Here is a 22,117-nt window from a genome sequence, read left to right as displayed (position 1 = left end):
GCCTCACTGGTCCAGGGCGTTGTCGATCGCCTTCACGGCGGCCTCCCAGCCCTCCTGCGGCGAACGGCCCTTCTGGTCGACCTGGAGCATGCCGATGTCCGCCAGGTTCTGCGAGATCACCAGGTCCTTCGGGCCGACCACCGTCACCGGCACGCCCTGCGCCGCCTTCGCGAAGATCTCGCCGATGGGGGCGCCGCCGAAGTACGCGTGCTGCGCGCCCGACACCGACGGCAGCCTGTACGCGGCGCTCGCGCTCGGGAAGCTGCCCCGCTTCTCGAAGAGCTTCGCCTGCTGCTCCGGGGCCGTCAGCCAGGCCGCCAGCTTCGCCGCCTCCTGGGCGCGCTTGCCGGCCTTCGGCACCACGAGGAAGGAGCCGCCCCAGTTGCTGGGCTTCGGCGCCTGCGCCACGTCCCACTTGTCCTTGCCCGCCGGTCCCGCCTTGTCCTGGATGTAGCCGAGCATCCAGGCCGGGCAGGAGACCGTCGCGAAGGAGCCGTTCGCGAAGCCCTGGTCCCAGCCCGGGGTGAACTGCTGGAGCTTGGCGCTCAGCCCGTCGGTGGCGAAGGAGGCCGCCAGGTCGAAGGCCCCGCGCACCGCCGGGTTGGTCTTGTAGACGACCTTGCCCTGCTCGTCGTAGAACCGCTGGGCGCTGCTCCCGGTCACCGCCGCCATCACGCCCGACGCCGAGTCCACGAAGGCCTTCCCGTCGCCGGCCTTCGCCTTGTACGCCCGGCCCGTCTCCAGGTACTTGTTCCAGTCGCCCGCCCACAGCGCCCCGACCGCGGCCCGGTCCGTGGGCAGCCCGGCCGCCTCGAAGAGGTCCTTGCGGTAGCAGATGCCCTGCGGGCCTATGTCGGTGCCGAGGCCGACCGTGGCCCCGCCCTTCGCCGCGCTCGCCGTGCCCTGCGCCCACTTCCACGGCAGGTACGCGGCCTTGTCGACGCCCGGCGCCTTGCCGAGGTCGACGAGCTTGTCGGCCTGGGTGGCGGTGATCTCGGCGATGTTGTTGACCTCGACGGCCTGGATGTCCGCGAGCCCGCTGCCCGTTCCCAGGTGGGTGAGGAGCTGGGGGTAGTAGTTCTCGTTGCGCTCGATGGAGGTCTGCTCGATCCGGATCCCGGGATTCTGCGCCATGTACTCGTCGTAGAGCCCGGCTTCCTTGAGGCCGAAGGCCCCGAAGACCCCGACGGTGAGGGTGGTCTTCGCCTTGTCACCGGCCGGGGCGCCGGCGTCGGGCTTCTCGGCCGGGTCCTGCGCGCAACCCGCGAGCAGCAGGGCGGCCGCTCCTACCGTGGTGACCACCGTGACGAGGTTTCTTCGCACTCGGGCTTGGGCTCGCATGTGCATCCTCCCTGAAGGACGGAACGTGCCGGGTGTTCTGTGACACAGTGTGGGAGCGCTCCCATAGTCGTCAAGAGGTAGATTCACCACCGGGAGGAAGTCATGAACGGGCACGGGCGCAGCGGGGGACGGCCCACGCTGGAGGAGGTCGCGGCGCGCGCCAGGGTAGGGCGCGGCACGGTCTCCCGGGTGATCAACGGATCCCCCAAGGTCAGCGAGCATACCCGGGCCGCCGTCGAGGCCGCGGTGGCGGAGCTGGGGTACGTACCGAACCGCGCCGCGCGGGCGCTGGCGGCCAACCGGAACGACGCCATCGCCCTCGTCATCCCGGAGCCCGAGGCCCGCTTCTTCGCCGAGCCCTACTTCTCCGAAGTGGTCCGCGGGGTCGGCGCCGCCCTCGCCGAGACCGACGTCCAGCTCGTCCTGACCCTGGCCGGCAGCGACCGCGAGCGCCGCCGCCTCGCCCAGTACCTGTCCGGGCACCGCGTGGACGGCGTCCTGCTCGTCTCCGTCCACGCCGGGGACCCGCTGCCGGAGCTGCTGGCCGAGCTCGGCATCCCGACGGTGATCAGCGGCCGGCGCTCCGCCGCCGAGACGCTGCCGTCCGTGGACTCCGACAACCTGGCGGGCGCGGCCGAGGCCGTACGCCACCTCCTCGCGCGGGGCCGCCGCACGATCGCCACGATCACCGGACCGCTGGACGTGTACGGGGCCCAGTGCCGCCTCGACGGCTACCGGCAGGCCCTGGCCGCCGACGGCCGCCCCGTCGACGAGCTGCTGATCGCGGTCGGCGACTTCACCGAGGACGGCGGCCGCCGGGCCATGCGCGAGCTGCTGGAACGCCGCCCCGGCCTCGACGCGGTCTTCGCCGCCTCGGACGTCATGGCGGCGGGCGCCCTGCGGGAGCTGCGCGCGGCCGGCCGCCGGACACCGCAGGACGTGGCCCTGGTCGGTTTCGACGACTCGGTGGTGGCCCGGCACATGGACCCGCCGCTGACCAGCGTCCGGCAGCCGATCGAGGAGATGGGCCGCACCATGGCGCAGGTGCTGCTGGCGAGGATCGCCGGGGAGACGGCCGAGGCGTCCGTCGTCCTGCCGAACCGGCTGGTGGTCCGCGAGTCCTCGTAAGGCAGGAACGCAGAAGGCCCCGATCGCCTTCGCGATCGGGGCCTTCCCACAGGGTGAGTGACGGGACTTGAACCCGCGGCCACCTGGACCACAACCAGGTGCTCTACCAACTGAGCTACACCCACCATGTCCGGTCGGAAAACCGACCGGCCGAAGAAAAGGGTACAGGGTCCGGGAGGGTGCTCGCTCCACCCTTTCCCGCGCCCCCTCCGGGTGGTCCTACGCGCCCGGCGCGGCGTGCTTGGCGGCGATGGTCCGGGCCGTGTCCGAGTCGGGCCCTGGCTGCGGCACGAAGACCGCCTCCCGGTAGTAGCGCAGCTCGGTGATGGAGTCCTTGATGTCCGCCAGCGCCCGGTGGTTGCCGTTCTTCGGCGGGCTGTTGAAGTACGCCCGCGGGTACCAGCGGCGTGCCAGCTCCTTGACCGAGGACACGTCCACGATCCGGTAGTGCAGGTAGCTCTCCAGCGCGGCCATGTCGCGCAGCAGGAAGCCGCGGTCGGTGCCGACCGAGTTCCCGCAGAGGGGCGCCTTGCGGGGCTCCTTCACGTGCTCGCGCACGTACGCCAGGACCTGTGCCTCGGCATCCGCGAGGGTGGTCCCGCCGGCCAGCTCGTCGAGCAGCCCCGAGGCGGTGTGCATCTCGCGCACCACGTCGGGCATGGTCTCCAGGGCCGCGTCCGGCGGGCGGATCACGATGTCCACGCCTTCGCCGAGCACGTTGAGCTCCGAGTCGGTGACCAGTGCGGCCACCTCGATAAGTGCGTCGTCCGTCAACGAGAGCCCGGTCATCTCGCAGTCGATCCACACCATGCGATCGTTCATGTGTCCCACCTTATGCGGTCCCCTGCGGAGCGGATCGCATATGCGGAAGGTCCCCCATCGGCGGTGACCGATGGGGGACTCCCGTTCGTCGTACCCGTAGTGGGGTTACGCGTGTTCCCGCAGGACCCGGCCCGGGGCGTAGAGCTCCGTCACCGTCGGGCCAGCCGCGGCCAGGGCCGCCGCCGCCCGGTGGGGCTGCGGAGTGCGCTGGTGCGGAACCGGCCCCGAGATCTCGGCCACCTGCGCGACGTCGGCCTGCGGCCGGCGTGCCCGGTAGGCGGAGCGGTAGGCGGCCGGGGAGGACCCCAGCTGCCGCCGGAAGTGACCCCGCAGGGCGACCGGCGAGCGGAACCCGCAGCGCCCGGCGACCTCGTCGACCGAGTAGTCGGAGGTCTCCAGCAGCCGCTGTGCCTGGAGCACCCGCTGGGTGATCAGCCACTGCAGCGGCGCACTGCCGGTGAGCGAGCGGAACCGGCGGTCGAAGGTGCGCCTGCTCATGTAGGCGCGGGCCGCCAGGGTCTCCACGTCGAACTGCTCGTGGAGGTGCTCCAGCGCCCAGGCGACGACCTCGGCCAGCGGGTCGGCGCCGATCTCCTCCGGCAGCGACCGGTCGAGATAGCGCTCCTGTCCGCCCGTGCGGCGCGGCGGCACGACGAGCCTGCGGGCCAGGGCCCCGGCCGCCTCGCTGCCGTGGTCCGTGCGCACGATGTGCAGGCACAGGTCGATTCCGGCCGCGGTGCCCGCGGACGTGAGCACGTCGCCGTCGTCGACGAACAGTTCGCGCGGATCGACATGGACGGACGGGTACCGCTTGGCCAGCGTCGGCGCGTACATCCAGTGCGTCGTCGCGGGCCGGCCGTCCAGCAGACCGGCGGCGGCGAGCACGAAGGCTCCCGTGCACAGTCCGACGATCCGGGCCCCCTCCTCGTGCGCCAGACGCAGTGCGTCCAGCGCCTCGGGAGGCGGCGGTGAGGTGATGGAGCGCCAGGCGGGAACGACGACCGTGCCTGCCCGGGCGATCGCCTCCAACCCGTATGGCGCGGTCAGTTCGAGTCCGCCGGTGGTCCTGAGCGGACCGTCCTCACCGGCGCACACGAGCAGTCGATAGCGTGGAACTCCCGCGTCCTGCCGGTCAATGCCGAACACGGAAAGTGGAATGGAGCTCTCGAAGATCGGTCCGCCGCTGAAGAGCAGCACCGCGACGATCTCCCTGCGGCGACGCCCCGCGAGCTTCCGGCCGGCGTCTGTGACGACGGCGGTGGAATCCTGGCTCATGGCGCTAAGCCCCCCTTGGGTGTCGCGACTCCTTGGTCTGGTCGCACCTGCACGTTTCCCCTCGGCCTTGCACGTGGATCCCCCGCCGTAAATACATGATCGAATCTACTGCGTCCCGTGGTGTCGGCGTGACAAGTTCAGCACGCAGCGCTATGTCGACTTCTCAACTTGGCGAAAAGCATTCGATCAGTAAGCGTTCCGCTCCGCTACCCGAATGGGAAGTCCGCGACCCGGCTGTGGCCAGTACCCGTAGGGCCTCTACGCCCCCAGGGCTTCGTAGTCGCTGGTGGTGAGGGGGGTGGGGGGACATTCCGGCAAGGAGGGCACCCTGCCGGGAAGTTGGCTGAAAACATGCGTGTGTGGGTGTGCGAATGAGTCAGTCGTGCGGGGACCCGGCGCCGGAGCCGTGGCAGCCGCGGCGGTTCCCGGCCCCGCCGCGCGAGTGCCGGCGGTGCCGGGACGGCGGAGGCCGCTCCTCCGCCAGGACCCGCGCCGCGGCCCGCTCCGCCTTCTCCGAGTGGCGCAGCAGGACCCGGCACGCGGCCGTCACGGCCAGCAGGCCGAGGGTCGCGACGGCCGCCCCGCCGAAGGAGGTTCCGTAGACGACCAGGACCACGGGGACGAGCAGGCAGCTGAAGGCGGCCCAGCGCACCACGTCACCCGCGGGGTCGTCATGGGCGCGCCCGGCGGACTGCACGGACGGGTGAAGGGGCGAGTGGCGTCCCGGACGCGGCGACGAGGTGAAGTGCGGGCCCGGGTCGGCGGGCTGGAGGGACCGGACGGACTGCGTCGGCTGAGCTGGCTGGACGGGGTGAACCGGATGACCGGGCACGGCGTGCTCCCTGCGGGCTCTTCCTGGACGGTCGGACTCGTGTCCAACGCCGCGCGGCGCGGCTCGGTCACTGCGCGCACGGGTGGCGACGCCCCGTCTCGTCACTGGCTGTAGGGGACAGTGGTCATTGCCAAGGAGCGCTCGCTCCGGCATGCTCCCTGGGACGCTCTCCAAGGGCGGCAAGCCCTGTGCAGGACAGGAGTGTCGCCGTACCCTGGTGGGTATGGGCTTGGGAAGATGCTTCCCGGACAGAGCTCCGTCACCCTGCGTCGCCGATTTCGCCCCTGTTCCTTCCTCCAAGGACCTCTTCGCCGAGACACCCATGGCCGGTCACGAATTCTCCGAACCCGCGGACCGCAAGCGCAAACGCCTCGCCGACCCCGCGTCGGCCGCCGATCTGCGCGCGGTGGAACAGACACGCCTGCCCTGCGATCCGGCCTTCCGGCACGGGGTCGTTGTGGGATTCGACGGATCCACGTCCAGTGAGCGCGCCCTCGCGTACGCGATCGGGATGGCGCGGCGCTCCGGATCGGGTCTGATCATCGTCCACGTCGCCAACCGGCTGCCCACCACCGTGTGGGCGGGGTGTGAGCCGCCCGTCTTCGTGGACGTGCCGGACCACCGCACCGAGGTGCTCGGGCTGGAGCTCGCCTGCGCGGACTATCTGGCCGAAGTGCCGTGGATCCTGGTCGAGCGGGGTGGTGACATCTGCCATGAGCTGGAGGAGGTCGGCCGGGAGTATTCGGCGGACGCCATCGTGGTCGGCTCCACGCACGGGATCGTGGGCCGGATCTTCGGGTCGGTGGCCGGCCGTCTCGCGAAGCGCGCGCAGCGACCCGTTGTTGTCATTCCGTGACCCTCTGTTAAGCCGATTGTGCGGTTGTGCCCTCGTGTAAAGGGTAGATAAATGCTGCTGGGACGCAGCAAACAACTGCAGATCGAAGGGAGCCCGCCGTGGACAATGGTGTCTCTGCGGGAAGCACGGCCTCGACTTCGACCCTCGGGAACATCGCCCTGGGTCTCACCCTTCTCGCGTTCGGTATCGGACACACCGGTGTCATCGACGGTGTGTCCGCTGCCAACTCCGTGTCGCTCGCGATGTACGTCGGCGGCGCGGCCCTGTTCCTCCTCGGGCTCCTGGAGTACCGCGGCGGCAACGGGTTCAACGGCACCGCGTTCGCGGGCCTCGGCATCTTCTGGTTCACCTGGGCCAAGGGCGCGGGGGCTTCGGTCTCCGACGAAGCCGCCGGAACGTTTCTTGTCCTGTTCGCGATGCTCGCGCTGACCCTCACGGTCGCCGCCGCGAGCGGTCTGTTCAGCCAGGGCGTCTACGGCCTGCTGACCCTGTCGCTCGTCCTGCTGGCGATAGGTTCCTTCATGGAAGGTGGCGGGCTCGCCAAGGCGGGCGGCTGGGTCGCCGCCGTGTCCGGTCTGCTGGCCTGGTACGGGGCCACCGCGGCCTTGGCGCACTGGCCGATGGCCGTCGGCAAGTCCCGGCGCGGCGCGGTCGCCGCGAGCTGAGCACCACCGGGATCCGCGGGGGATCCGCAGGGACCCCATGAGATCGGCCCCCGTGCGCACCGCGCACGGGGGCCGACTCATGTGACGGGGGCCGTCGGCTACTCGACGGTGACCGACTTCGCCAGGTTGCGCGGCTTGTCGATGTCCCGGCCCATGGCCAGGGCCGTGTGGTACGCCAGCAGCTGGAGCGGGATGCCCATCAGGATCGGGTCCAGCTCGTCCTCGTTCTTCGGGACCACGATGGTGTGGTCCGCCTTCTCCTGCTCGCGGTGGGCGACCGCCAGGATCCGGCCGCTGCGGGCCTTGATCTCCTCCAGCGCCGCGCGGTTCTTCTCCAGCAGGTCGTCGTCCGGAACGATCGCGACCGTCGGCAGCGAGGGCTCGATCAGGGCGAGGGGGCCGTGCTTGAGCTCGGAGGCCGGGTAGGCCTCGGCGTGGATGTAGGAGATCTCCTTCAGCTTGAGGGAGGCCTCCAGGGCCACCGGGTAGCCGCGCACCCGGCCGATGAACATCATCGACTTGGCCTCGGCGAACTCGGCCGCGAGCTTCTTGATGTCCTCTTCGCCGTCGAGGATCTCCTGGATCTGCGCGGGCAGCTTGCGCAGGCCCTCGATGATCCGCTTGCCGTCGGTGACCGACAGGTCCCGGATGCGGCCCAGGTGCACGGCGAGCAGCGCGAAGGCCACGACCGTGTTGGTGAAGCACTTGGTGGAGACGACGCAGACCTCGGGGCCGGCGTGCACGTACACGCCGCCGTCGGCCTCGCGGGCGATCGCGGAGCCGACCACGTTGACCACGCCGAGGACGCGGGCGCCCTTGCGCTTGAGCTCCTGCACGGCCGCGAGCACGTCGTAGGTCTCACCGGACTGCGACACCGCGATGTAGAGGGTGTCGGGGTCCACGACCGGGTTGCGGTAGCGGAACTCGGAGGCCGGCTCGGCGTCCGCGGGGATGCGGGCCATGCCCTCGATGAGGCCGGCGCCGATGAGGCCCGCGTGGTACGAGGTGCCGCAGCCGAGGATCTTGACCCGGCGGATGCCGCGCGCCTCGCGCGGGTCCAGGTTCAGGCCGCCCAGGTGCACGGTGTTGAAGCGGTCGTCGATCCGCCCGCGCAGCACGCGGTCGACCGCGTCGGGCTGCTCGGAGATCTCCTTGTGCATGTACGTGTCGTGGCCGCCCATGTCGTAGGAGGCGGCCTCCCACTCCACGGTCTCCGGCGTGGCGGTGGTGGTGGCACCGCTGGTGGTGTAGGTCCGGAAGTCGTCGGCCTTCAGGGTGGCCATCTCGCCGTCGTCGAGGGTGACGACCTGGCGGGTGTGCGCGACCAGGGCGGCGACGTCCGAGGCGACGAACATCTCCTTCTCGCCGATGCCGAGGACGACCGGGGAGCCGTTGCGGGCGACGACGATGCGGTCGGCGAAGTCGGCGTGCATGACGGCGATGCCGTAGGTGCCCTCGATCGCCTTGACGGCCTCGCGGACCTTGTCCTCCAGGGACTCGGCCTCGGAGCGGGCGATCAGGTGGACGATCACCTCGGTGTCGGTCTCCGAGACGAAGACGACGCCCTCGGCCTCGAGCTTGGCGCGCAGCTCGGAGGCGTTGTCGACGATGCCGTTGTGGACGACGGCGACCTTGTTCTCGGCGTCCAGGTGCGGGTGCGAGTTGATGTCGCTCGGGGCGCCGTGCGTGGCCCAGCGGGTGTGGGCGATGCCGGTGGTGCCGGCGAAGCGCTTGGGGACGCGGGACTCCAGCTCGCGGACGCGGCCCTTGGCCTTGACCACCTTCAGGGTGGACGCCTTCGGGCTGTTCACGACGATGCCGGCGGAGTCGTATCCGCGGTACTCCAGCCGCTGCAGGCCCTCCAGCAGCAGCGGTGCCACGTCACGCTTGCCGATGTAACCGACGATTCCGCACATACGGTTTTGCCCCTCCTGAAGTTCGGTTCGTGTGCTCGCCCGCAGCCGCGCCCGCGGCCGCCGGCGGCTCAGCCGTAGACGATGCGGCGCAGCTGCCGGAGCGAGAGCTCCGGAGGCGCCACGGCGCGGTGCGGCAGCTCGGCCGCGATCCGCTCGAAGATCTCCGCGTTCACCGCTCCGCCGGACTGCAGTTCCCGGTGGCGGCGGCGGACGAACTCCTCGGTCGTCTCGTCGAAGTAGGCGAGCACGTCGAGTACCACCCGGGCGGCTTCACCGCGCTGCAGCGCGGTGCTGCGCACCAGGTGGTCGACGAGGTCGTCATGCGACGAGCGGCGATCGAGCACTCGTAGATATTGGCGGCTAACGGCGCCGAACGCAAAGATCCTGCCCGAATCCGGGCAGGATCCCCCTGGTCTGGACCAGCGAATGCGTGACTCCGGTTAGAAACGCCGCAAAACAGCCTGTTTCGCCGCAGCGAACTCCTCGGCCGTCAGAACCCCGGCCTGGTGCAGATCGCCCAGCTCGCGCAGCCGCCGCAGCAGGGCGTCGTGGTCCTCGGCGGGGGCGGCCGCCGGGGAGAGCTCCGCGGGCGCGGCGACCGCGTCGGCCGGGCCCTCCTGCGGCGCCGCCGGGTGGGGCATCCGTACGGCCACGGCCGCCGCGACCAGGGCCATCAGCGGGTCCTTCTTGAAACCGAAGAGCTCCACGGTGTGCGGGTCGTACTTGGGTGCCGGGGCCGGCGGGGCGCCCGTCAGGGTGAAGCGCAGCCAGCCGTTCTCCAGCCCCTTCGACGGGGACCACTCCACCGTGCGCAGGTCGGCGATCCGGAATTCCCGCGGCCCGGCGGAGCGCTTGGCCTCTTCCGTCGTCCAGTTCCAGTCCAGGGCCACCCGGTCGCCGTCGAAGGCCGCCGTCCCGTCTCCCGCGCCCACCGCGATCGGCACGGCCGGCCCCGGCAGCAGGTAGGTGTCCACCGGGCCGGTGTCCACCTGGTCCAGCAGCAGGGCGTTGCGCACCTCGTCCACGAAGTACTCCGCGACCCCGCTGCGGTCCGACTCCACGGTCAGCCGGTACGGGTCGGAGGCCTCCGGCAGGCGTCCGCCCGTCACCTGGAGCAGGGGGTCCGCGCCGTCACGCAGCCGCAGCCGCAGCCGGCCCGCCTTGCGGCTGGGCTCGTACGAGATCCCCGCGAGCGCGCGCAGCGGTACGACCACCTCGCCGAGGGTCTGCCGCAACAGCGCCACCCCCTTGTCGCGGCCCGGCACGATGCGCACCGCGTCCCCGTCGAAGCTCCAAGTGCCGTCCTTCTGGATGATTTCCGCCATCCGGCGATTCTCCCACCGTCACGGACGGGCCAGTTGGCCTATACCTGGGCCATGAGAGTCCTGCGACTGCGACGCACGCTCGGCGCCCTGCTGGCCCTCGGCCTCGTGGGCGGTTCCGTCTCCTGCACCGCCGCCCACGGCGACGACGCCAGACCCGGCGACGATCCGCCCGCGGCCCTCGCCCCCTTCGAGCGGCTGCTGCCCGCGCCGGTCTCCGTGCGCGCGGAGGGGCCCGGGTACTCCTTCGGGGCGGGCACGGTCATCCGTACCGGCCGGGGAGCGGACGAGGAGGTCCGCCGGGTGGGCGAGCTCCTCGCCGAGCAGCTGCGCGGCCCGAGCGGACTGCCGCTGCCGGTGGTCGACGGGGCGCAGGGGGACGGGATCCGGCTCAGGATCGACGAGGAGGCCGGGGGCCTGGGCGACGAGGGGTACCGGCTGGAGTCCGGCCCCGACGGGATCACCCTCACCGCGCGGACCCCGGCCGGCCTCTTCCGCGCGGGGCAGACGCTGCGCCAGCTGGTGCCGGTGGCCGGACCCGGGACGGTGCCGGGCGGGACGGTCACCGACCGGCCGCGCTTCGCGTACCGGGGGGCGATGGTCGACATCGCGCGGCACTTCTTCTCGGTGGAGCAGGTCAAGAGGTACGTGGACCAGCTCGCCCAGTACAAGGTGAACACGCTGCACCTGCACCTGACCGACGACCAGGGCTGGCGGCTCGCGGTCGACACCTGGCCGCGGCTGGCGGAGTACGGGGGCGGCAGCGAGGTCGGCGGCGGGCCCGGCGGGCACTGGACGAAGGACGAGTACCGGGAGCTGGTGGCCTACGCGGGGGCGCGGTACGTGGACGTGGTCCCCGAGATCGACATGCCGGGGCACGTGAACGCGGCGCTCGCCTCCTACGCGGAGCTGAACTGCGACGGGAAGGCCCCGGCCCGGTACACCGGGACCAAGGTGGGCTTCAGCTCCCTGTGCGTGGCCAAGGAGCGGACGTACGAGTTCATCGACGAGGTGCTCGGCGAGCTGGCGGAGCTGACCCCCGGCCGGTACCTGCACATCGGCGGCGACGAGGCGCACGTGACGCCGGCGGCGGACTACGCGGCCTTCATGGACCGGGCGCAGGCGGTGGTGGGCCGGTACGGGAAGACGGTGATGGCCTGGCACCAGCTGGCGACGGCGCGGCCGGCGCAGGGGGCGGTGCTCCAGTACTGGGGCCACGACAAGACCCCGGCCGCGGACCGGGCGGCCGTGGTGGCGGCGGCGAAGGCGGGCCACCCGCTGGTGCTGTCGCCGGCGGACCGGCTGTATCTGGACATGAAGTACGAGGCGGCGACCAAGCCGGGGCTGGCGTGGGCCGGGTACGTACCGGTGCGGCGGTCGTACTCCTGGAACCCGGGGGCCTACCTGGCCGGGGTCCCGGAGTCCGCCGTCCTGGGGGTGGAGGCCCCGCTGTGGACGGAGAACGTCGCGACGCGCGCGGACTGGGAGCTGATGGCGTTCCCGCGGGTCCTGGGCCTGGCGGAGCTCGGCTGGTCCCCTGCGGGCTCGCTGGACTGGACCTCGTACAGCCGCCGGCTGGCGGCCCAGCAGCCCCGCCTCGACGCACAGGGCATCGGCTTCTACCGGGCCCCGGACGTTCCCTGGGCGAGATAACTAGAAAACATTTCTAGAAATCGACTCCACAACGCCTGCCTGCGGGCGCACACTTGGCGCGGAGGGGGCCGGGGAACCGAAAGCCGGAGGCGGCTTCCGCGGCAACGGGGGTGCCGCGGACGCCGCCTCCGGCGGTTCGGGGAACGCCCACGCGAGGGCGCGGCCGCGAAGAGGGCCAGTCCGGGCTTCGCGGCCACGCCGTCGCGCCGTGGGGGAGGGGGCGGTACCGAGGGACCGTGTCGATACCGCCCCCGCCCCGTGGGTCACCGCCGGGCGAAGGCCGCGACGGGGTTCTTGAGGGTGCCGATCAGCTGCAGGGCGGCGGACGGGTCGGACAGGTCGACCATCTGCTTGTTGTTCCGCAGCTGGAGGCGGTTCAGGCAGGACAGCTGGAACTCCTCCGCGAACAGGTCGTACCGCGCGAAGCGCTCCGCGAGCTGAGGCATCGACTCCTGGTACGCGTGACCGCAGTCGGCCACCGCCCGCCAGAAGGTGTCCTCCTCGCAGATGCCCTCCGTCGCCAGGATCGGGCCCAGGAAACGGAAGAAGCAGTCGAACACGTCCGTGAAGACGGACAGCAGCTTCATGTCCTCCGGGACGTCCGCGCGGATCCGCTCGACCGCGGGCGGCAGCACCGCGTCCGGGTCCATGATCACGATCTCCTCGGCGATGTCCTTGAAGATCGCCCGCTTCACCACGCCGCCCTCGATCACGAGGATCGTGTTCTCGCCGTGCGGCATGTACGCGAGGTCGTACTGGTAGAAGCAGTGCAGCAGCGGCACCAGGTAGGCCCGCAGGTAGTGGCGCAGCCACTGCGCCGGCGTCAGGCCCGACTCCTCGATCAGGGCGCCGACGAAGGACTTGCCCTCGGCGTCGACGTGCAGGAGCGAGGCCATGGTGGCGAGGCGCTCGTCGCCCTTGAGGGAGTTCACCGGGGACTCGCGCCACAGCGCGGCCAGCATCTTGCGGTACGGCGAGTAGCGGTCGGTGGCGCGCTCGTACTGGCGGTGGTGGTAGCCGATCGCCGCGCGCTCGCGGATGATCGAGAAGTCCACCGACTGCAGGACCTCGTCGCCCTCGATCAGCTGGTGCAGCCAGTCGTTGATGGCCGGCGTGGCCTCCATGTAGGCGGCCGAGAGACCGCGCATGAAGCCCATGTTGAGGACCGAGATGGCCGTCTTGACGTAGTGCTTCTCCGGCGCGCTCCGGTTGAAGAACGTACGGATCGACTGCTGCGCCAGGTACGCGTCCGAGCCCTCGCCCAGCAGCACGAGGCGCCGGTTGGCGATCTCGGCGGCGAAGGTGACCGTGGTCTTGTTCCACCACTGCCAGGGGTGGACCGGCAGCAGGTGGTAGTCGGCCGGGTCCAGGCCCAGGGCCTCCAGCTGCGCGGCGAAGCCGGCGACGGCCTCCTCGCCCAGCTCGGCGCGGACGAAGGAGTCGTGGTCCAGGCCCGCGCCCGCCGTGAAGGTGGAGACGTCCTTGTGGGCCGCCAGCCACACCAGGTGGACCGGGCTCGCCGTCTCCGGGGCGTACGAGAGGTACTCGTGCACGCCGAAGCCGAGACGGCCGTTGTTCGCCACGAAGCAGGGGTGGCCCTCGGTCATGCCCGTCTCGATGTCCTGGAAGGAGGACTTCGCGAGGACGTCGGAGGAGACCTGCGGCTTCGTGTACTTGAAGCCCGTGCCGGCCAGGGTGGAGGAGATCTCCTCCAGGTAGACGGGCAGGACCTCCGGGCTCAGGCCCAGCGCCTCGCGCAGCTCGATGTGGAAGTCGAGCGCGTCCAGCGGGAGCTCCGCGCCGTCCTGCAGGCGGGTGACCGAGGACTCGTCCACCGACCAGTGGTCGAGGGCGTGCAGGACGGCCTTGAACCGGTACTCCACCGTGGAGTCGTCGCTCAGGACCGAGTACCAGGAGTCGCCCAGCGGCTTCGGCGTCAGGAGGCGTTCGTGGGAGAACTCCGCGAGGGCCTTGCGGACCAGCGCGCGGTTCGCGCGGGCCCACAGCTCGGGGGAGAGGTGGGAGACGGCGTCGGCCAGGCTCATATCGACACTTCCTGGGTGATGCCGGTGGCGGCCTCGAACCGGGCGCGGGTGCAGAAGCTGAGGAGGGCTTCCTTCTCCGGCTTCCGGATCTCGCGCTCGGGGACGAAACCGACCACCGCGTTGAGGGCGTGCACCGCCGTGTTGCGGACGTCGGGCTCGACGACGACGCGCTCCGTCTCCGCGTCGGCGAAGAGGGCGGCCATCACCGTGGTGATCACGGCGCGGGTGAAGCCGCTGAGGGGCTGGTCGCTCGGCGCGACGAGGAAGTGCATGCCGACGTCGCCGGGCTGGGCGTCGTACAGGCCGACCAGTTCCAGCTCGCTCGGGTCGTAGCTCTCCATCAGGAAGGCCGGGCGGCCCTCGTGGAGGCCGATGAAGGCGTCGTGGTGCTCGTGTGCGGCGATCCGCATGTACTCGCGCTCGACGTCCGGGAGCGAGGCGTCCTGCATCATCCAGAACGAGGCCTTGGGGTGCGTGACCCACCCGTGCAGCAGCTCCGCGTCGGCGAAGGGGTCCAGCGGGCGGACGGCGAAGGTCCCGAGGGCCGCGTCCGTCCGGCTGAAGAGGATGTCGGTGGTGCTCATGCGTGCGTGCCTTCCGGGGCTGCGAACTGCTGGAACGCGATGGACTTCTCGACCTTGTAGTACTCGCGGCCGAGGAGTTCGCCCACGATGTAGGCGTTGCGGTACGCGGCCATGCCCAGGTCGGGCGAGGTCAGGGAGTGGTTGTGGGTGGTGCCGTTCTGCAGGTACACCCCGCGGCCCGTGGTGTCGACGCTGTAGTTGCGGCCGGCGTCGAGGCGGCCGCGGCCGTCGAAGTTCAGCCGCTCGCGCACCGGGGCGAGGAACTCGGGCACCTGGTACTTGTAGCCGGTGGCCAGGACCAGGCCCTCGGAGGCGAGGGTGAAGTCGCGCTCCTGCTCCTCCTGGCGCAGCCCCAGGGTGTAGGTGCCCGTGGTGGTGTCGTACGCCGTGCTGTTCAGGGAGGTGTTCGTCAGCAGGGTGGTCGGCACCTGCCCCGGCATGGTGATCCTCTTCTGGTAGAGCAGGTCGAAGATGGCGTTGATCAGGTCGCCGTCGATGCCCTTGAAGAGGTTCTTCTGCTGGGTCTCCAGCCGGTAGCGGGTGTCCTCGGGGAGGGCGTGGAAGTAGTCCACGTACTCCGGGGAGGTCATCTCCAGCGTCAGCTTCGTGTACTCCAGCGGGAAGAACCGCGGGGAGCGGGTCACCCAGTTGAGCTGGTAGCCGTACGCGTCGATCTCGGCGAGCAGGTCGTAGTAGATCTCGGCCGCGCTCTGGCCGGAGCCGATCAGCGTGATGGACTTCTTCTTCTGCAGCTCCGCCTTGTTCCGCATGTAGGCGGAGTTGTGCAGGAAGTCGCCGCCGAGGCCCTCGCAGGACGGGGGGACGTGCGGCGGGGTGCCGGTGCCCAGGACCAGGCGGCGGGCCCGGTGGGTCTCGCCCTGGTCCGTGTGGACCTCGTAGAGGCCGGCCCGCTCGTCGTAGGTGACCTCGGTGACGGAGGTGGACCACCGGACGTTGTCGAGCCGGTCGGCGGCCCAGCGGCAGTAGTCGTTGTACTCGGCGCGCAGCGGGTAGAAGTTCTCCCGGATGTAGAACGAGTACAGCCGGTCCTGGTCCTTCAGGTAGTTCAGGAAGGAGAAGGGCGAGGTCGGGTCGGCGAGGGTGACCAGGTCCGACATGAACGGCGTCTGCAGGTGCGCGCCGTCCAGGAACATCCCCGCGTGCCACTCGAAGTGCGGCTTCGACTCGATGAACAGGCCGTTCAGCTCGTCGATCGGCGCGGTGAGGCAGGCGAGTCCCAGGTTGAAGGGACCGAGGCCGATACCGATGAAGTCGTGGGTCTCAGTGGTGGACGGCAAGGGATTCTCCCAGGAACTGCTCGGCGTGTGCGGCGAGGAGGTCGAGGACGGCAGCGATGTCGGCCGTCGTGGTCTGCGGGTTGAGGAGGGTGAACTTCAGGTACTGCTTCCCGTCCACCTTCGTCCCGGCGACGACGGCCTCGCCGGAGGCGAAGAGCGCCTTGCGGGCGTGGAGCTGGGCCTCGTCGAGGAGGTCGGCGGGGACCTCCCGGCCGGGCAGGAAGCGGAAGACGAGGGTGGAGATCTGCGGCTTGACGACGACCTCGAAGCGCGGGTCGGCGTCGATGAGGTCCCAGCCGGTCGCGGCCAGGTCGATGACCTCGTCGAAGAGCGAGCCGACGCCGTCGGCGCCCATGACGCGCAGGGTCATCCAGAGCTTGAGCGCGTCGAACCGGCGCGTGGTCTGGATGGACTTGTCGACCTGGTTGGGGATGCGCTCCTCGGCCATGCGGCGCGGGTTGAGGTAGTCCGCGTGGTACGTGGCGTGCTTGAGGGTGTCGCGGTCGCGGACCAGCATCGCGCTGGAGCTGACCGGCTGGAAGAACGACTTGTGGTAGTCGACCGTGACCGAGTCGGCGTGCTCGATGCCGTCGAGGAGGTGCCGGCGGGTGGGGGAGACCAGCAGTCCGCAGCCGTACGCGGCGTCCACGTGCATCCACGCGGCGTGCTCGGCGGTCAGGCGGGCGATCTCGGGGAGCGGGTCGATGGACCCGAAGTCGGTGGTGCCGGCGGTGGCGACGACGGCCATCGGGAAGAGGCCTTCGGCGGCGCACTCCTCCAGTTCCAGGGCGAGCACCGCGGTGTCCATCCGGCGGTTGCGGTCGACGGGCACCGAGATGACGGCCTCGTAGCCGAGGCCGAGCATGGCGGCCGACTTCTGCACGCTGAAGTGGCTGGCCTCGGAGGTGAAGATGCGCAGCTTGGGGAGGAGTTCGGCCTTGGTGAGCTCGGTGCCCTCGTCCAGGGCCCGCTTCATGACGATCCGGCAGGCCTCGTCACGGGCGAGGAGCAGCGCGTGGAAGTTGGACTGGCTGCCACCGGAGGTGAAGATGCCGTCCGCGGCGGGGCCGAGGCCGATGCGCTGGGCGGTCCAGTCGATGAGGCGGCGCTCGATCAGCGTGCCGCCGATGGACTGGTCCCAGGTGTCGAGGGAGGAGTTGACGGCCGAGAGGACGGCCTCGCCCAGCACCGCGGGGATCACGACGGGGCAATTGAGGTGCCCGAGGTAGCGCGGGTGGTGGAAGTACACCGCGTCGCGCAGGTAGACGTCTTCCAGCTCGTCCAGGACGGCCGCCGCGTCCGCGAGCGGCTTGTCGAGGTCGATCCCGTTGATGACCGGGGCGAGTTCGCCGACGGATATACCGGTGTGGGGCCGTTCCGTGGTCGCGAGTTTGGCGGCGACGCGGTCGACGCCCTCGGTGACGGAACGCCGGTAGAGGTCCGCGGTCGTCTCGTTCAGCAGATGCGAGCGCATCAACTTTCCTCCGGGCAGGGGGAGAAGGGGAGGGTGGGGTGTGATGTTTAGGTTAGCCTAACCTAAACTAATAGGCCAAATGAAGAGGGGCCCTGACTGAAAGCCAGGGCCCCTCTTCAACGGCCTCACGGAGTACGGGAGTCGACTACAGCTCGGACGCCGGGTCCTCGCTCGGCGCCTTGCCGGCGTACGCCTCGGCGAGAAGCTGCTCCTCGCTCGCGCCGAGCCGCCAGTAGCCGGTGAAACGCACCGCGCGGCGGTCGACGGATCGTTCCTGCACGAAGTGGCGGCGCACCGCGCGAATGGTGCCGGCCTCGCCCGCGAGCCAGACGTACGGGACCTCGGCGGCGGGCGGTTCGGCCGAGCGCAGCACGCTCAGCACCTGCTCGGTCCGCTCCCGGCCGTGGCCCTCGCGCACGATCCAGGTGATGTCCGCGTCGGCGAGCGTGGCCGGCGCGATCCGGTCGTCCTCGTGCGGGACCTCGAACCAGGCCCGGACCCGGGTCCCGGCGCCCAGCCGGTCCAGGATCGCGGCCGCGGCCGGCAGGGCGGTCTCGTCCGCGTACATCCAGATCGCGTCCGTGGCGGCCGGCGGCTGGAAGCGAACGGACTTGTTCTCCGCGACGGCCGGGCCGATGGCCAGGATCCGGCGGCCGGCGACCGCGCGCCCGGCCCAGCGGGAGGCCGGCGAGGCATCGCCGTGCAGGACGAAGTCGATGTCGACCTCGACCGCCCCCTCGGGCGTACGGCGCTGCTCGCGCACGGTGTAGGAGCGCATCACCGGCCGCTCCTCGTCCGGCATCCCGCGCCAGGCGGCGAACCAGGTGTCCTCGTCCGTGGACGGGAGCACGGTGTGCTCCCGTCCGGACGGGGGCAGGAAGAGCGACAGGCTCTGGTCGAAGCCGCCCGAGCGGAAGCCCGCGAGGGACTCCCCGCCGAACGTGACCCGCAGGAACGAGTGGCCGAGGCGGCGCGTGCGGACCACTTCGAGTGCGAAGAACCTGAAGTGGGCGACGGCCGGAGCGGTGTCGCCGGACGCGGTGACGGTCATGCGGAGGATCCCCCTGGAAGTCGGAACGGCCTACGGGCGCCCGGGGTCACCGGGCGCCGCGGGTCGACCGGGTCAGCTGACCTTCTTGGCGTTCTGGATGGACTTCGCGAGGTCCTCGAGGATCTGGGCGCACTTGGCGTACGAGTAGATCGGCTCGGTGACGCGCGGGGTGATCTGGCCGGCCTTGACCGCCGGGAGCTCGGCCCAGGTGGCCTTCGCCTTCAGCTCCTCCGGCTGCAGGGTGCCGGTGCGGTTGTCGAGCAGGACGACGTCGGCCTTGTACTTGCCGGCGTTCTCCCAGCTGAGGCTCTCGAAGAAGCCGCCCTCGTCCAGCTTCTCCGGGGTGACGAACTCGACGCCGAGCTGCTTGAAGTACTTCAGGTCGGCCGAGGTGTCCGGGGTGGAGACGTAGAACAGGTCGGCGGAGCCGGAGCCCACGAGCACCTTGACGCCCGGGTTGGCCTTGGTGGCCTCGCGCACCTTCGCGGCGGCGGCCTCGAAGCGGGCCTTCGCGTCGACGGCGGTCTTGGCGTTCATGTCGGCGCCCAGGGACTTGGCGAGGTCCGCGGTGCGCTCCAGCGCCTTGTCGAGGGTGGCGTCGCCGCCCACGGAGACCGCGGCGGCCGGGGCCAGCTTCAGGATCTTGTCCTTGGAGGCCTCCGGGACGTACCAGTACGTGCCGTCCCAGGTGTTGGTGACGAGCAGCTCGGGCTGGAGGGCCGCGTACTTCTCGACGTTGAACTCGTCGTAGACGTTGCCGAGGATCTCGACCTTGGAGATGTCCATGGAGCCGGCCTGGACGTCGGGCTTGCCGTCCGCGGTCTTCGTCGGGCCGAAGACGCCCTTGACCTGGACGCCGTAGTCGTACAGCGCGGCGGCGGTGCCGGTGAAGGCGACGATGTTCTTCGGCTTCGACTTGGTGCTGACCTCCTTGCCGAGGTCGTCCTTGAAGGTCCAGGGGCCGGAGGCCGCAGCGCCGTTGTCCTTGCCGCCGTCGCCCTTCGCCGAGTCGGTGCCACCGCACGCGGCGAGCGCCGCGACGAGGCCGAGGGCGCCGCCTGCCGCGATGAAACCGCGGCGGGTGAAGGAGGAGGTTCGGGACTTGGGCATGTCGATGTCCGTTTTCGTGCGTATCCGGGCGGCCACTGAGCCGTTCGTGAGGAAGGTTAGCCTAACCTTGGCCGAAAACGATAAGGGGGCCCTAAGTTTTCGGGCCCCCTCGTTCCACCCGGACCTGGACGATCCCTGCGACTAGGCGGAGAAGCCCAGTTCACGGGCGATCAGCATGCGCTGGACCTCGCTCGTGCCCTCGCCGATCTCCAGGATCTTGGAATCCCGCCACATGCGGGCCACCGGGTACTCGTTCATGAACCCGTAGCCGCCGTGGATCTGGGTCGCCTCACGGGCGTTGTCGACGGCGACCGTCGAGGAGTACAGCTTCGCGATCGCCGCCTCCTTCTTGAAGGGCTCGCCCGCCACCAGCCGGGAGGCCGCGTCGCGCCAGCCGATGCGGGCCATGTGGGCGCGCATCTCCATGTCGGCCAGCTTGAACTGGATGGCCTGGTTGTCACCGATCGCCTTGCCGAAGGCGTGCCGCTCCTTGGCGTACTTCACCGACTCGTCCACACAGCCCTGCGCGAGCCCGGTCGCGAGCGCCGAGATGGCGATCCGGCCCTCGTCGAGGATCCGCAGGAACTGGGCGTAGCCGCGGCCCTCCGCGCCCACCAGGTTGGCCAGGGGCACCCGTACGTTGTCGAAGGACAGCTCGCGGGTGTCCGAGGAGTTCCAGCCCACCTTGGAGTAGGGCGCGGCCACCGTGAAGCCCGGGGTGCCGGACGGGACGATGATCGAGGAGATCTCCGGGCGGCCGTCCGCCGTGCGGCCCGTCACGGCGGTGACCGTGACCAGACCGGTGATGTCCGTGCCGGAGTTGGTGATGAAGCACTTCGAGCCGTTGATGACCCACTCGTCGCCGTCCTTGACGGCCGTGGTGCGGGTGCCGCCGGCGTCGGAGCCCGCGCCGGGCTCGGTCAGACCGAAGGCACCGAGGATCTCGCCGGAGCACATCTTCGGCAGCCACTCCCTCTTCTGCTCCTCCGAGCCGAAGAGATAGAGGGGCATGGCGCCCAGGGAGACGCCCGCCTCCAGGGTGATGGCGACCGAGGAGTCGACGCGGGCCAGCTCCTCCAGGGCGATGCCGAGGGCGAGGTAGTCCCCGCCCATGCCGCCGTACTCCTCCGGGAAGGGCAGGCCGAACAGGCCCATGCGGCCCATCTCGGCGACGATCTCGTACGGGAACTCGTGCCGCTCGTACAGGTCGCCGATCTTCGGGGCGATGACGTCGTGCGCGAACGCCTCGACGGTGCGGCGGAGTTCCTCGTGCTCAGGGGTGAGCCGGTGGTCGAGGGACATGGTGTGACTACTCCTTGTGGGAGAGGGCGCGGACGGTTCGTGAGGGGCTGGGACGCCCCAGCTGTTCGGCCATCCACACGCTCGTGGCGGTGAGGGCGGCCAGATCGACCCCGGTCTCGATGCCGAGGCCGTCGAGCATCCACACCAGGTCCTCGGTCGCGAGATTGCCGGTGGCGCTCTTCGCGTACGGGCATCCGCCGAGGCCGCCTGCGGAGGCGTCGACGGTGGTCACGCCGTGCTGGAGCGCGGCGAGGGTGTTGGAGAGGGCCTGGCCGTAGGTGTCGTGGAAGTGCACGCCGATGCGGTCGGTGCCGACGCCCGCCTCGTTCAGGCCGCCGAGCAGTTCCTGGACGTGGCCGGGAGTGGCGACGCCGATGGTGTCGCCGAGGCTCAGCTCGTCGCAGCCGAGGTCGAGCAGGGACTTCGCGACCCGTACGACCTGGTGGACCGGGACGGGGCCCTCCCAGGGGTCGCCGAAGCACATCGAGAGGTAGCCGCGGACGTGCGCCTTCTCCTGCTTCGCGCGGGCCACCACCGGCTCGAACATCGCGAGGGACTCGGCGACGGTCCGGTTGAGGTTGCGGGAGGCGAAGGTCTCGGTGGCCGAGCCGAAGACGGCGATGCGGGTGGCCCCGAGCGCGAGCGCCCGGTCCAGGCCGCGCTCGTTGGGGACGAGGACGGGCAGGGCCACCCCGTCGAGGTCCGCGAGCCGCGGGAACAGCGCCTCGGCGTCGGCCAGCTGCGGCACCCACTTGGGGTGCACGAAGCTGGTGGCCTCGACGGTGGTGAGCCCGGCGGCGGCCAGGCGGTGGATGAACTCCGCCTTGACCTCGGTGGGTACGGCGCCCTTCTCGTTCTGGAGCCCGTCGCGCGCGCCGACCTCGTGGATCCGGACCCGGGCCGGGAGGCCGGGGACCGGGACGGTCATGGGCAGCCTGTTCACGCGGCCCCCTCCTCGTCCTCGTCGGGGGTGACGACGGCCAGGACCTGGTCCATCGCGACCGTGGTGCCGGGGGTCACGTCGAGCTCGGTGACGGTGCCGGCGTGCGGGGCGGAGATGACGTGCTCCATCTTCATGGCCTCGACGACGAGCAGGCTCTGCCCGGCCGCCACCTTGTCGCCGACGGCCACCTTGACGACGGTGACGGTGCCGGGCATGGGGGCGGCGAGGGTGTCAGCCCCTCCGCTCGCCGCGCCTTGGGCGGATACGGGGTCGTGGTGCTGGACGTGCCAGCTGTCGCCGTCGCGGCCGAGCCAGGTCCCCTCCGGTGAGGTGGCGTGGCTGAAGCGGTGCGTGACGCCGTCGAGTTCGACCGTGACGGTGTCGGGGGTGCGGTTGAGGATCCGGCCGCGGGCCGGGGGGGGGGGGGGGGGGGGGGGGGGGGGGGGGGGGAGAGGCCCAAACACACGGGGGAGGGGGGGGGCAGGAAGGGAGAGAAGAGG

Annotated in this window: 20 protein-coding genes and 1 tRNA gene; 4 read left to right on the top strand and 17 right to left on the bottom strand. The window is 70.7% G+C overall.

Annotated elements, in window-relative coordinates; all coding sequences use genetic code 11:
* Window positions 1–3: 3 nt before the first annotated feature.
* Window positions 4–1,302, bottom strand: a complete 1,299-nt coding sequence (locus ACZ4VT_RS32105) for an ABC transporter substrate-binding protein (protein WP_467954936.1) — start codon at window positions 1,300–1,302, stop codon at window positions 4–6.
* 141 nt (window positions 1,303–1,443) lie between these two features.
* On the opposite strand from ACZ4VT_RS32105, the gene ACZ4VT_RS32100 reads away from it, so the two are divergent.
* Entirely contained in the window at window positions 1,444–2,469 is a 1,026-nt protein-coding gene (locus ACZ4VT_RS32100) for a LacI family DNA-binding transcriptional regulator (RefSeq protein ID WP_467954935.1), read from the top strand.
* A 52-nt stretch (window positions 2,470–2,521) separates the two neighbouring features.
* Here ACZ4VT_RS32100 and ACZ4VT_RS32095 read toward each other — a convergent pair.
* The 4 genes from ACZ4VT_RS32095 to ACZ4VT_RS32080 all read right to left on the bottom strand — a co-directional run bounded on the left by ACZ4VT_RS32095 (window position 2,522) and on the right by ACZ4VT_RS32080 (window position 5,398).
* Window positions 2,522–2,594: transfer RNA gene (locus tag ACZ4VT_RS32095), tRNA-His, on the bottom strand.
* Window positions 2,595–2,688: 94 nt separating this feature from the next.
* Complete coding sequence (orn, locus tag ACZ4VT_RS32090; RefSeq protein ID WP_351588178.1) at window positions 2,689–3,291, bottom strand: oligoribonuclease; 603 nt, start codon at window positions 3,289–3,291, stop codon at window positions 2,689–2,691.
* 105 nt (window positions 3,292–3,396) lie between these two features.
* Complete coding sequence (locus ACZ4VT_RS32085) at window positions 3,397–4,566, bottom strand: helix-turn-helix domain-containing protein (RefSeq protein WP_030718170.1); 1,170 nt, start codon at window positions 4,564–4,566, stop codon at window positions 3,397–3,399.
* Window positions 4,567–4,942: 376 nt separating this feature from the next.
* A complete protein-coding gene (locus ACZ4VT_RS32080) occupies window positions 4,943–5,398 on the bottom strand; it encodes a hypothetical protein (protein WP_467954934.1) in 456 nt (151 codons plus the stop codon).
* 322 nt (window positions 5,399–5,720) lie between these two features.
* Between ACZ4VT_RS32080 and ACZ4VT_RS32075 the strand changes: the two genes are divergently transcribed.
* Window positions 5,721–6,254 carry a universal stress protein gene (locus ACZ4VT_RS32075; RefSeq protein WP_319722977.1) on the top strand — a complete coding sequence of 178 codons (534 nt, stop codon included), beginning with the start codon at window positions 5,721–5,723 and terminating at the stop codon, window positions 6,252–6,254.
* Between the two features lie 98 nt (window positions 6,255–6,352).
* On the top strand, window positions 6,353–6,919 hold the full coding sequence (locus ACZ4VT_RS32070; protein ID WP_467954933.1) for an acetate uptake transporter: 567 nt from the start codon (window positions 6,353–6,355) through the stop codon (window positions 6,917–6,919).
* Window positions 6,920–7,017: 98 nt separating this feature from the next.
* Here the strand turns inward: ACZ4VT_RS32070 and glmS are convergent, their stop codons facing one another.
* The 3 genes from glmS to ACZ4VT_RS32055 form a co-directional block, all read right to left on the bottom strand.
* Window positions 7,018–8,835, bottom strand: coding sequence for a glutamine--fructose-6-phosphate transaminase (isomerizing) (gene glmS, locus ACZ4VT_RS32065; protein ID WP_030388548.1), 1,818 nt, complete (start codon window positions 8,833–8,835; stop codon window positions 7,018–7,020).
* 68 nt (window positions 8,836–8,903) lie between these two features.
* On the bottom strand, window positions 8,904–9,179 hold the full coding sequence (locus ACZ4VT_RS32060) for a hypothetical protein (RefSeq protein WP_467954932.1): 276 nt from the start codon (window positions 9,177–9,179) through the stop codon (window positions 8,904–8,906).
* 96 nt (window positions 9,180–9,275) lie between these two features.
* Window positions 9,276–10,160 (bottom strand): DUF4429 domain-containing protein, encoded by an 885-nt coding sequence (locus ACZ4VT_RS32055; protein WP_467954931.1) that lies wholly within the window; start codon window positions 10,158–10,160, stop codon window positions 9,276–9,278.
* Window positions 10,161–10,211: 51 nt separating this feature from the next.
* Here ACZ4VT_RS32055 and ACZ4VT_RS32050 point away from each other — a divergent pair, with 51 nt between their 5' ends.
* Window positions 10,212–11,810, top strand: a complete 1,599-nt coding sequence (locus ACZ4VT_RS32050; RefSeq protein WP_467954930.1) for a beta-N-acetylhexosaminidase — start codon at window positions 10,212–10,214, stop codon at window positions 11,808–11,810.
* Between the two features lie 263 nt (window positions 11,811–12,073).
* On the opposite strand, the gene ACZ4VT_RS32045 is transcribed toward ACZ4VT_RS32050, so the two are convergent.
* From ACZ4VT_RS32045 to ACZ4VT_RS32005, 9 genes are all read right to left on the bottom strand, one after another.
* Window positions 12,074–13,855, bottom strand: coding sequence for an IucA/IucC family protein (locus tag ACZ4VT_RS32045; RefSeq protein WP_467954929.1), 1,782 nt, complete (start codon window positions 13,853–13,855; stop codon window positions 12,074–12,076).
* Window positions 13,852–14,439, bottom strand: a complete 588-nt coding sequence (locus ACZ4VT_RS32040) for a GNAT family N-acetyltransferase (protein WP_467954928.1) — start codon at window positions 14,437–14,439, stop codon at window positions 13,852–13,854. Before ACZ4VT_RS32040 ends, ACZ4VT_RS32045 begins: the two co-directional genes overlap by 4 nt.
* Entirely contained in the window at window positions 14,436–15,737 is a 1,302-nt protein-coding gene (locus ACZ4VT_RS32035; protein WP_467954927.1) for a lysine N(6)-hydroxylase/L-ornithine N(5)-oxygenase family protein, read from the bottom strand. Before ACZ4VT_RS32035 ends, ACZ4VT_RS32040 begins: the two co-directional genes overlap by 4 nt.
* Window positions 15,721–17,211, bottom strand: a complete 1,491-nt coding sequence (locus tag ACZ4VT_RS32030; RefSeq protein ID WP_467954926.1) for a pyridoxal phosphate-dependent decarboxylase family protein — start codon at window positions 17,209–17,211, stop codon at window positions 15,721–15,723. Before ACZ4VT_RS32030 ends, ACZ4VT_RS32035 begins: the two co-directional genes overlap by 17 nt.
* Window positions 17,212–17,356: 145 nt before the next feature.
* Complete coding sequence (locus tag ACZ4VT_RS32025; protein ID WP_467954925.1) at window positions 17,357–18,262, bottom strand: siderophore-interacting protein; 906 nt, start codon at window positions 18,260–18,262, stop codon at window positions 17,357–17,359.
* A gap of 72 nt (window positions 18,263–18,334) precedes the next feature.
* On the bottom strand, window positions 18,335–19,372 hold the full coding sequence (locus ACZ4VT_RS32020) for an ABC transporter substrate-binding protein (RefSeq protein WP_467954924.1): 1,038 nt from the start codon (window positions 19,370–19,372) through the stop codon (window positions 18,335–18,337).
* A gap of 141 nt (window positions 19,373–19,513) precedes the next feature.
* On the bottom strand, window positions 19,514–20,674 hold the full coding sequence (locus ACZ4VT_RS32015; protein WP_467954923.1) for an acyl-CoA dehydrogenase family protein: 1,161 nt from the start codon (window positions 20,672–20,674) through the stop codon (window positions 19,514–19,516).
* Between the two features lie 7 nt (window positions 20,675–20,681).
* Window positions 20,682–21,602: a hydroxymethylglutaryl-CoA lyase gene (locus tag ACZ4VT_RS32010; protein WP_467954978.1), complete on the bottom strand. Its 921-nt coding sequence runs from the start codon at window positions 21,600–21,602 to the stop codon at window positions 20,682–20,684.
* An 11-nt stretch (window positions 21,603–21,613) separates the two neighbouring features.
* Window positions 21,614–22,117 (bottom strand): acyl-CoA carboxylase biotin carboxyl carrier protein subunit (locus ACZ4VT_RS32005; protein WP_467954922.1); only part of this gene is annotated, 504 nt, incomplete at its 5' end.

Source organism: Streptomyces sp. NPDC029164 (genome assembly GCF_055563995.1).
This window is presented reverse-complemented; position numbering and strand designations above follow the sequence as displayed.

Coding starts and splice junctions, on each gene's coding strand:
- ACZ4VT_RS32100 (WP_467954935.1), top strand. CDS start 1,444: ATGAACGGGCACGGGCGCAGCGGGGGACGGCCCACGCTGGAGGAGGTC.
- orn (WP_351588178.1), bottom strand. CDS start 3,291: ATGAACGATCGCATGGTGTGGATCGACTGCGAGATGACCGGGCTCTCG.
- ACZ4VT_RS32085 (WP_030718170.1), bottom strand. CDS start 4,566: ATGAGCCAGGATTCCACCGCCGTCGTCACAGACGCCGGCCGGAAGCTC.
- ACZ4VT_RS32075 (WP_319722977.1), top strand. CDS start 5,721: ATGGCCGGTCACGAATTCTCCGAACCCGCGGACCGCAAGCGCAAACGC.
- glmS (WP_030388548.1), bottom strand. CDS start 8,835: ATGTGCGGAATCGTCGGTTACATCGGCAAGCGTGACGTGGCACCGCTG.
- ACZ4VT_RS32055 (WP_467954931.1), bottom strand. CDS start 10,160: ATGGCGGAAATCATCCAGAAGGACGGCACTTGGAGCTTCGACGGGGAC.
- ACZ4VT_RS32050 (WP_467954930.1), top strand. CDS start 10,212: ATGAGAGTCCTGCGACTGCGACGCACGCTCGGCGCCCTGCTGGCCCTC.
- ACZ4VT_RS32045 (WP_467954929.1), bottom strand. CDS start 13,855: ATGAGCCTGGCCGACGCCGTCTCCCACCTCTCCCCCGAGCTGTGGGCC.
- ACZ4VT_RS32040 (WP_467954928.1), bottom strand. CDS start 14,439: ATGAGCACCACCGACATCCTCTTCAGCCGGACGGACGCGGCCCTCGGG.
- ACZ4VT_RS32030 (WP_467954926.1), bottom strand. CDS start 17,211: ATGCGCTCGCATCTGCTGAACGAGACGACCGCGGACCTCTACCGGCGT.
- ACZ4VT_RS32025 (WP_467954925.1), bottom strand. CDS start 18,262: ATGACCGTCACCGCGTCCGGCGACACCGCTCCGGCCGTCGCCCACTTC.
- ACZ4VT_RS32020 (WP_467954924.1), bottom strand. CDS start 19,372: ATGCCCAAGTCCCGAACCTCCTCCTTCACCCGCCGCGGTTTCATCGCG.
- ACZ4VT_RS32015 (WP_467954923.1), bottom strand. CDS start 20,674: ATGTCCCTCGACCACCGGCTCACCCCTGAGCACGAGGAACTCCGCCGC.
- ACZ4VT_RS32010 (WP_467954978.1), bottom strand. CDS start 21,602: ATGACCGTCCCGGTCCCCGGCCTCCCGGCCCGGGTCCGGATCCACGAG.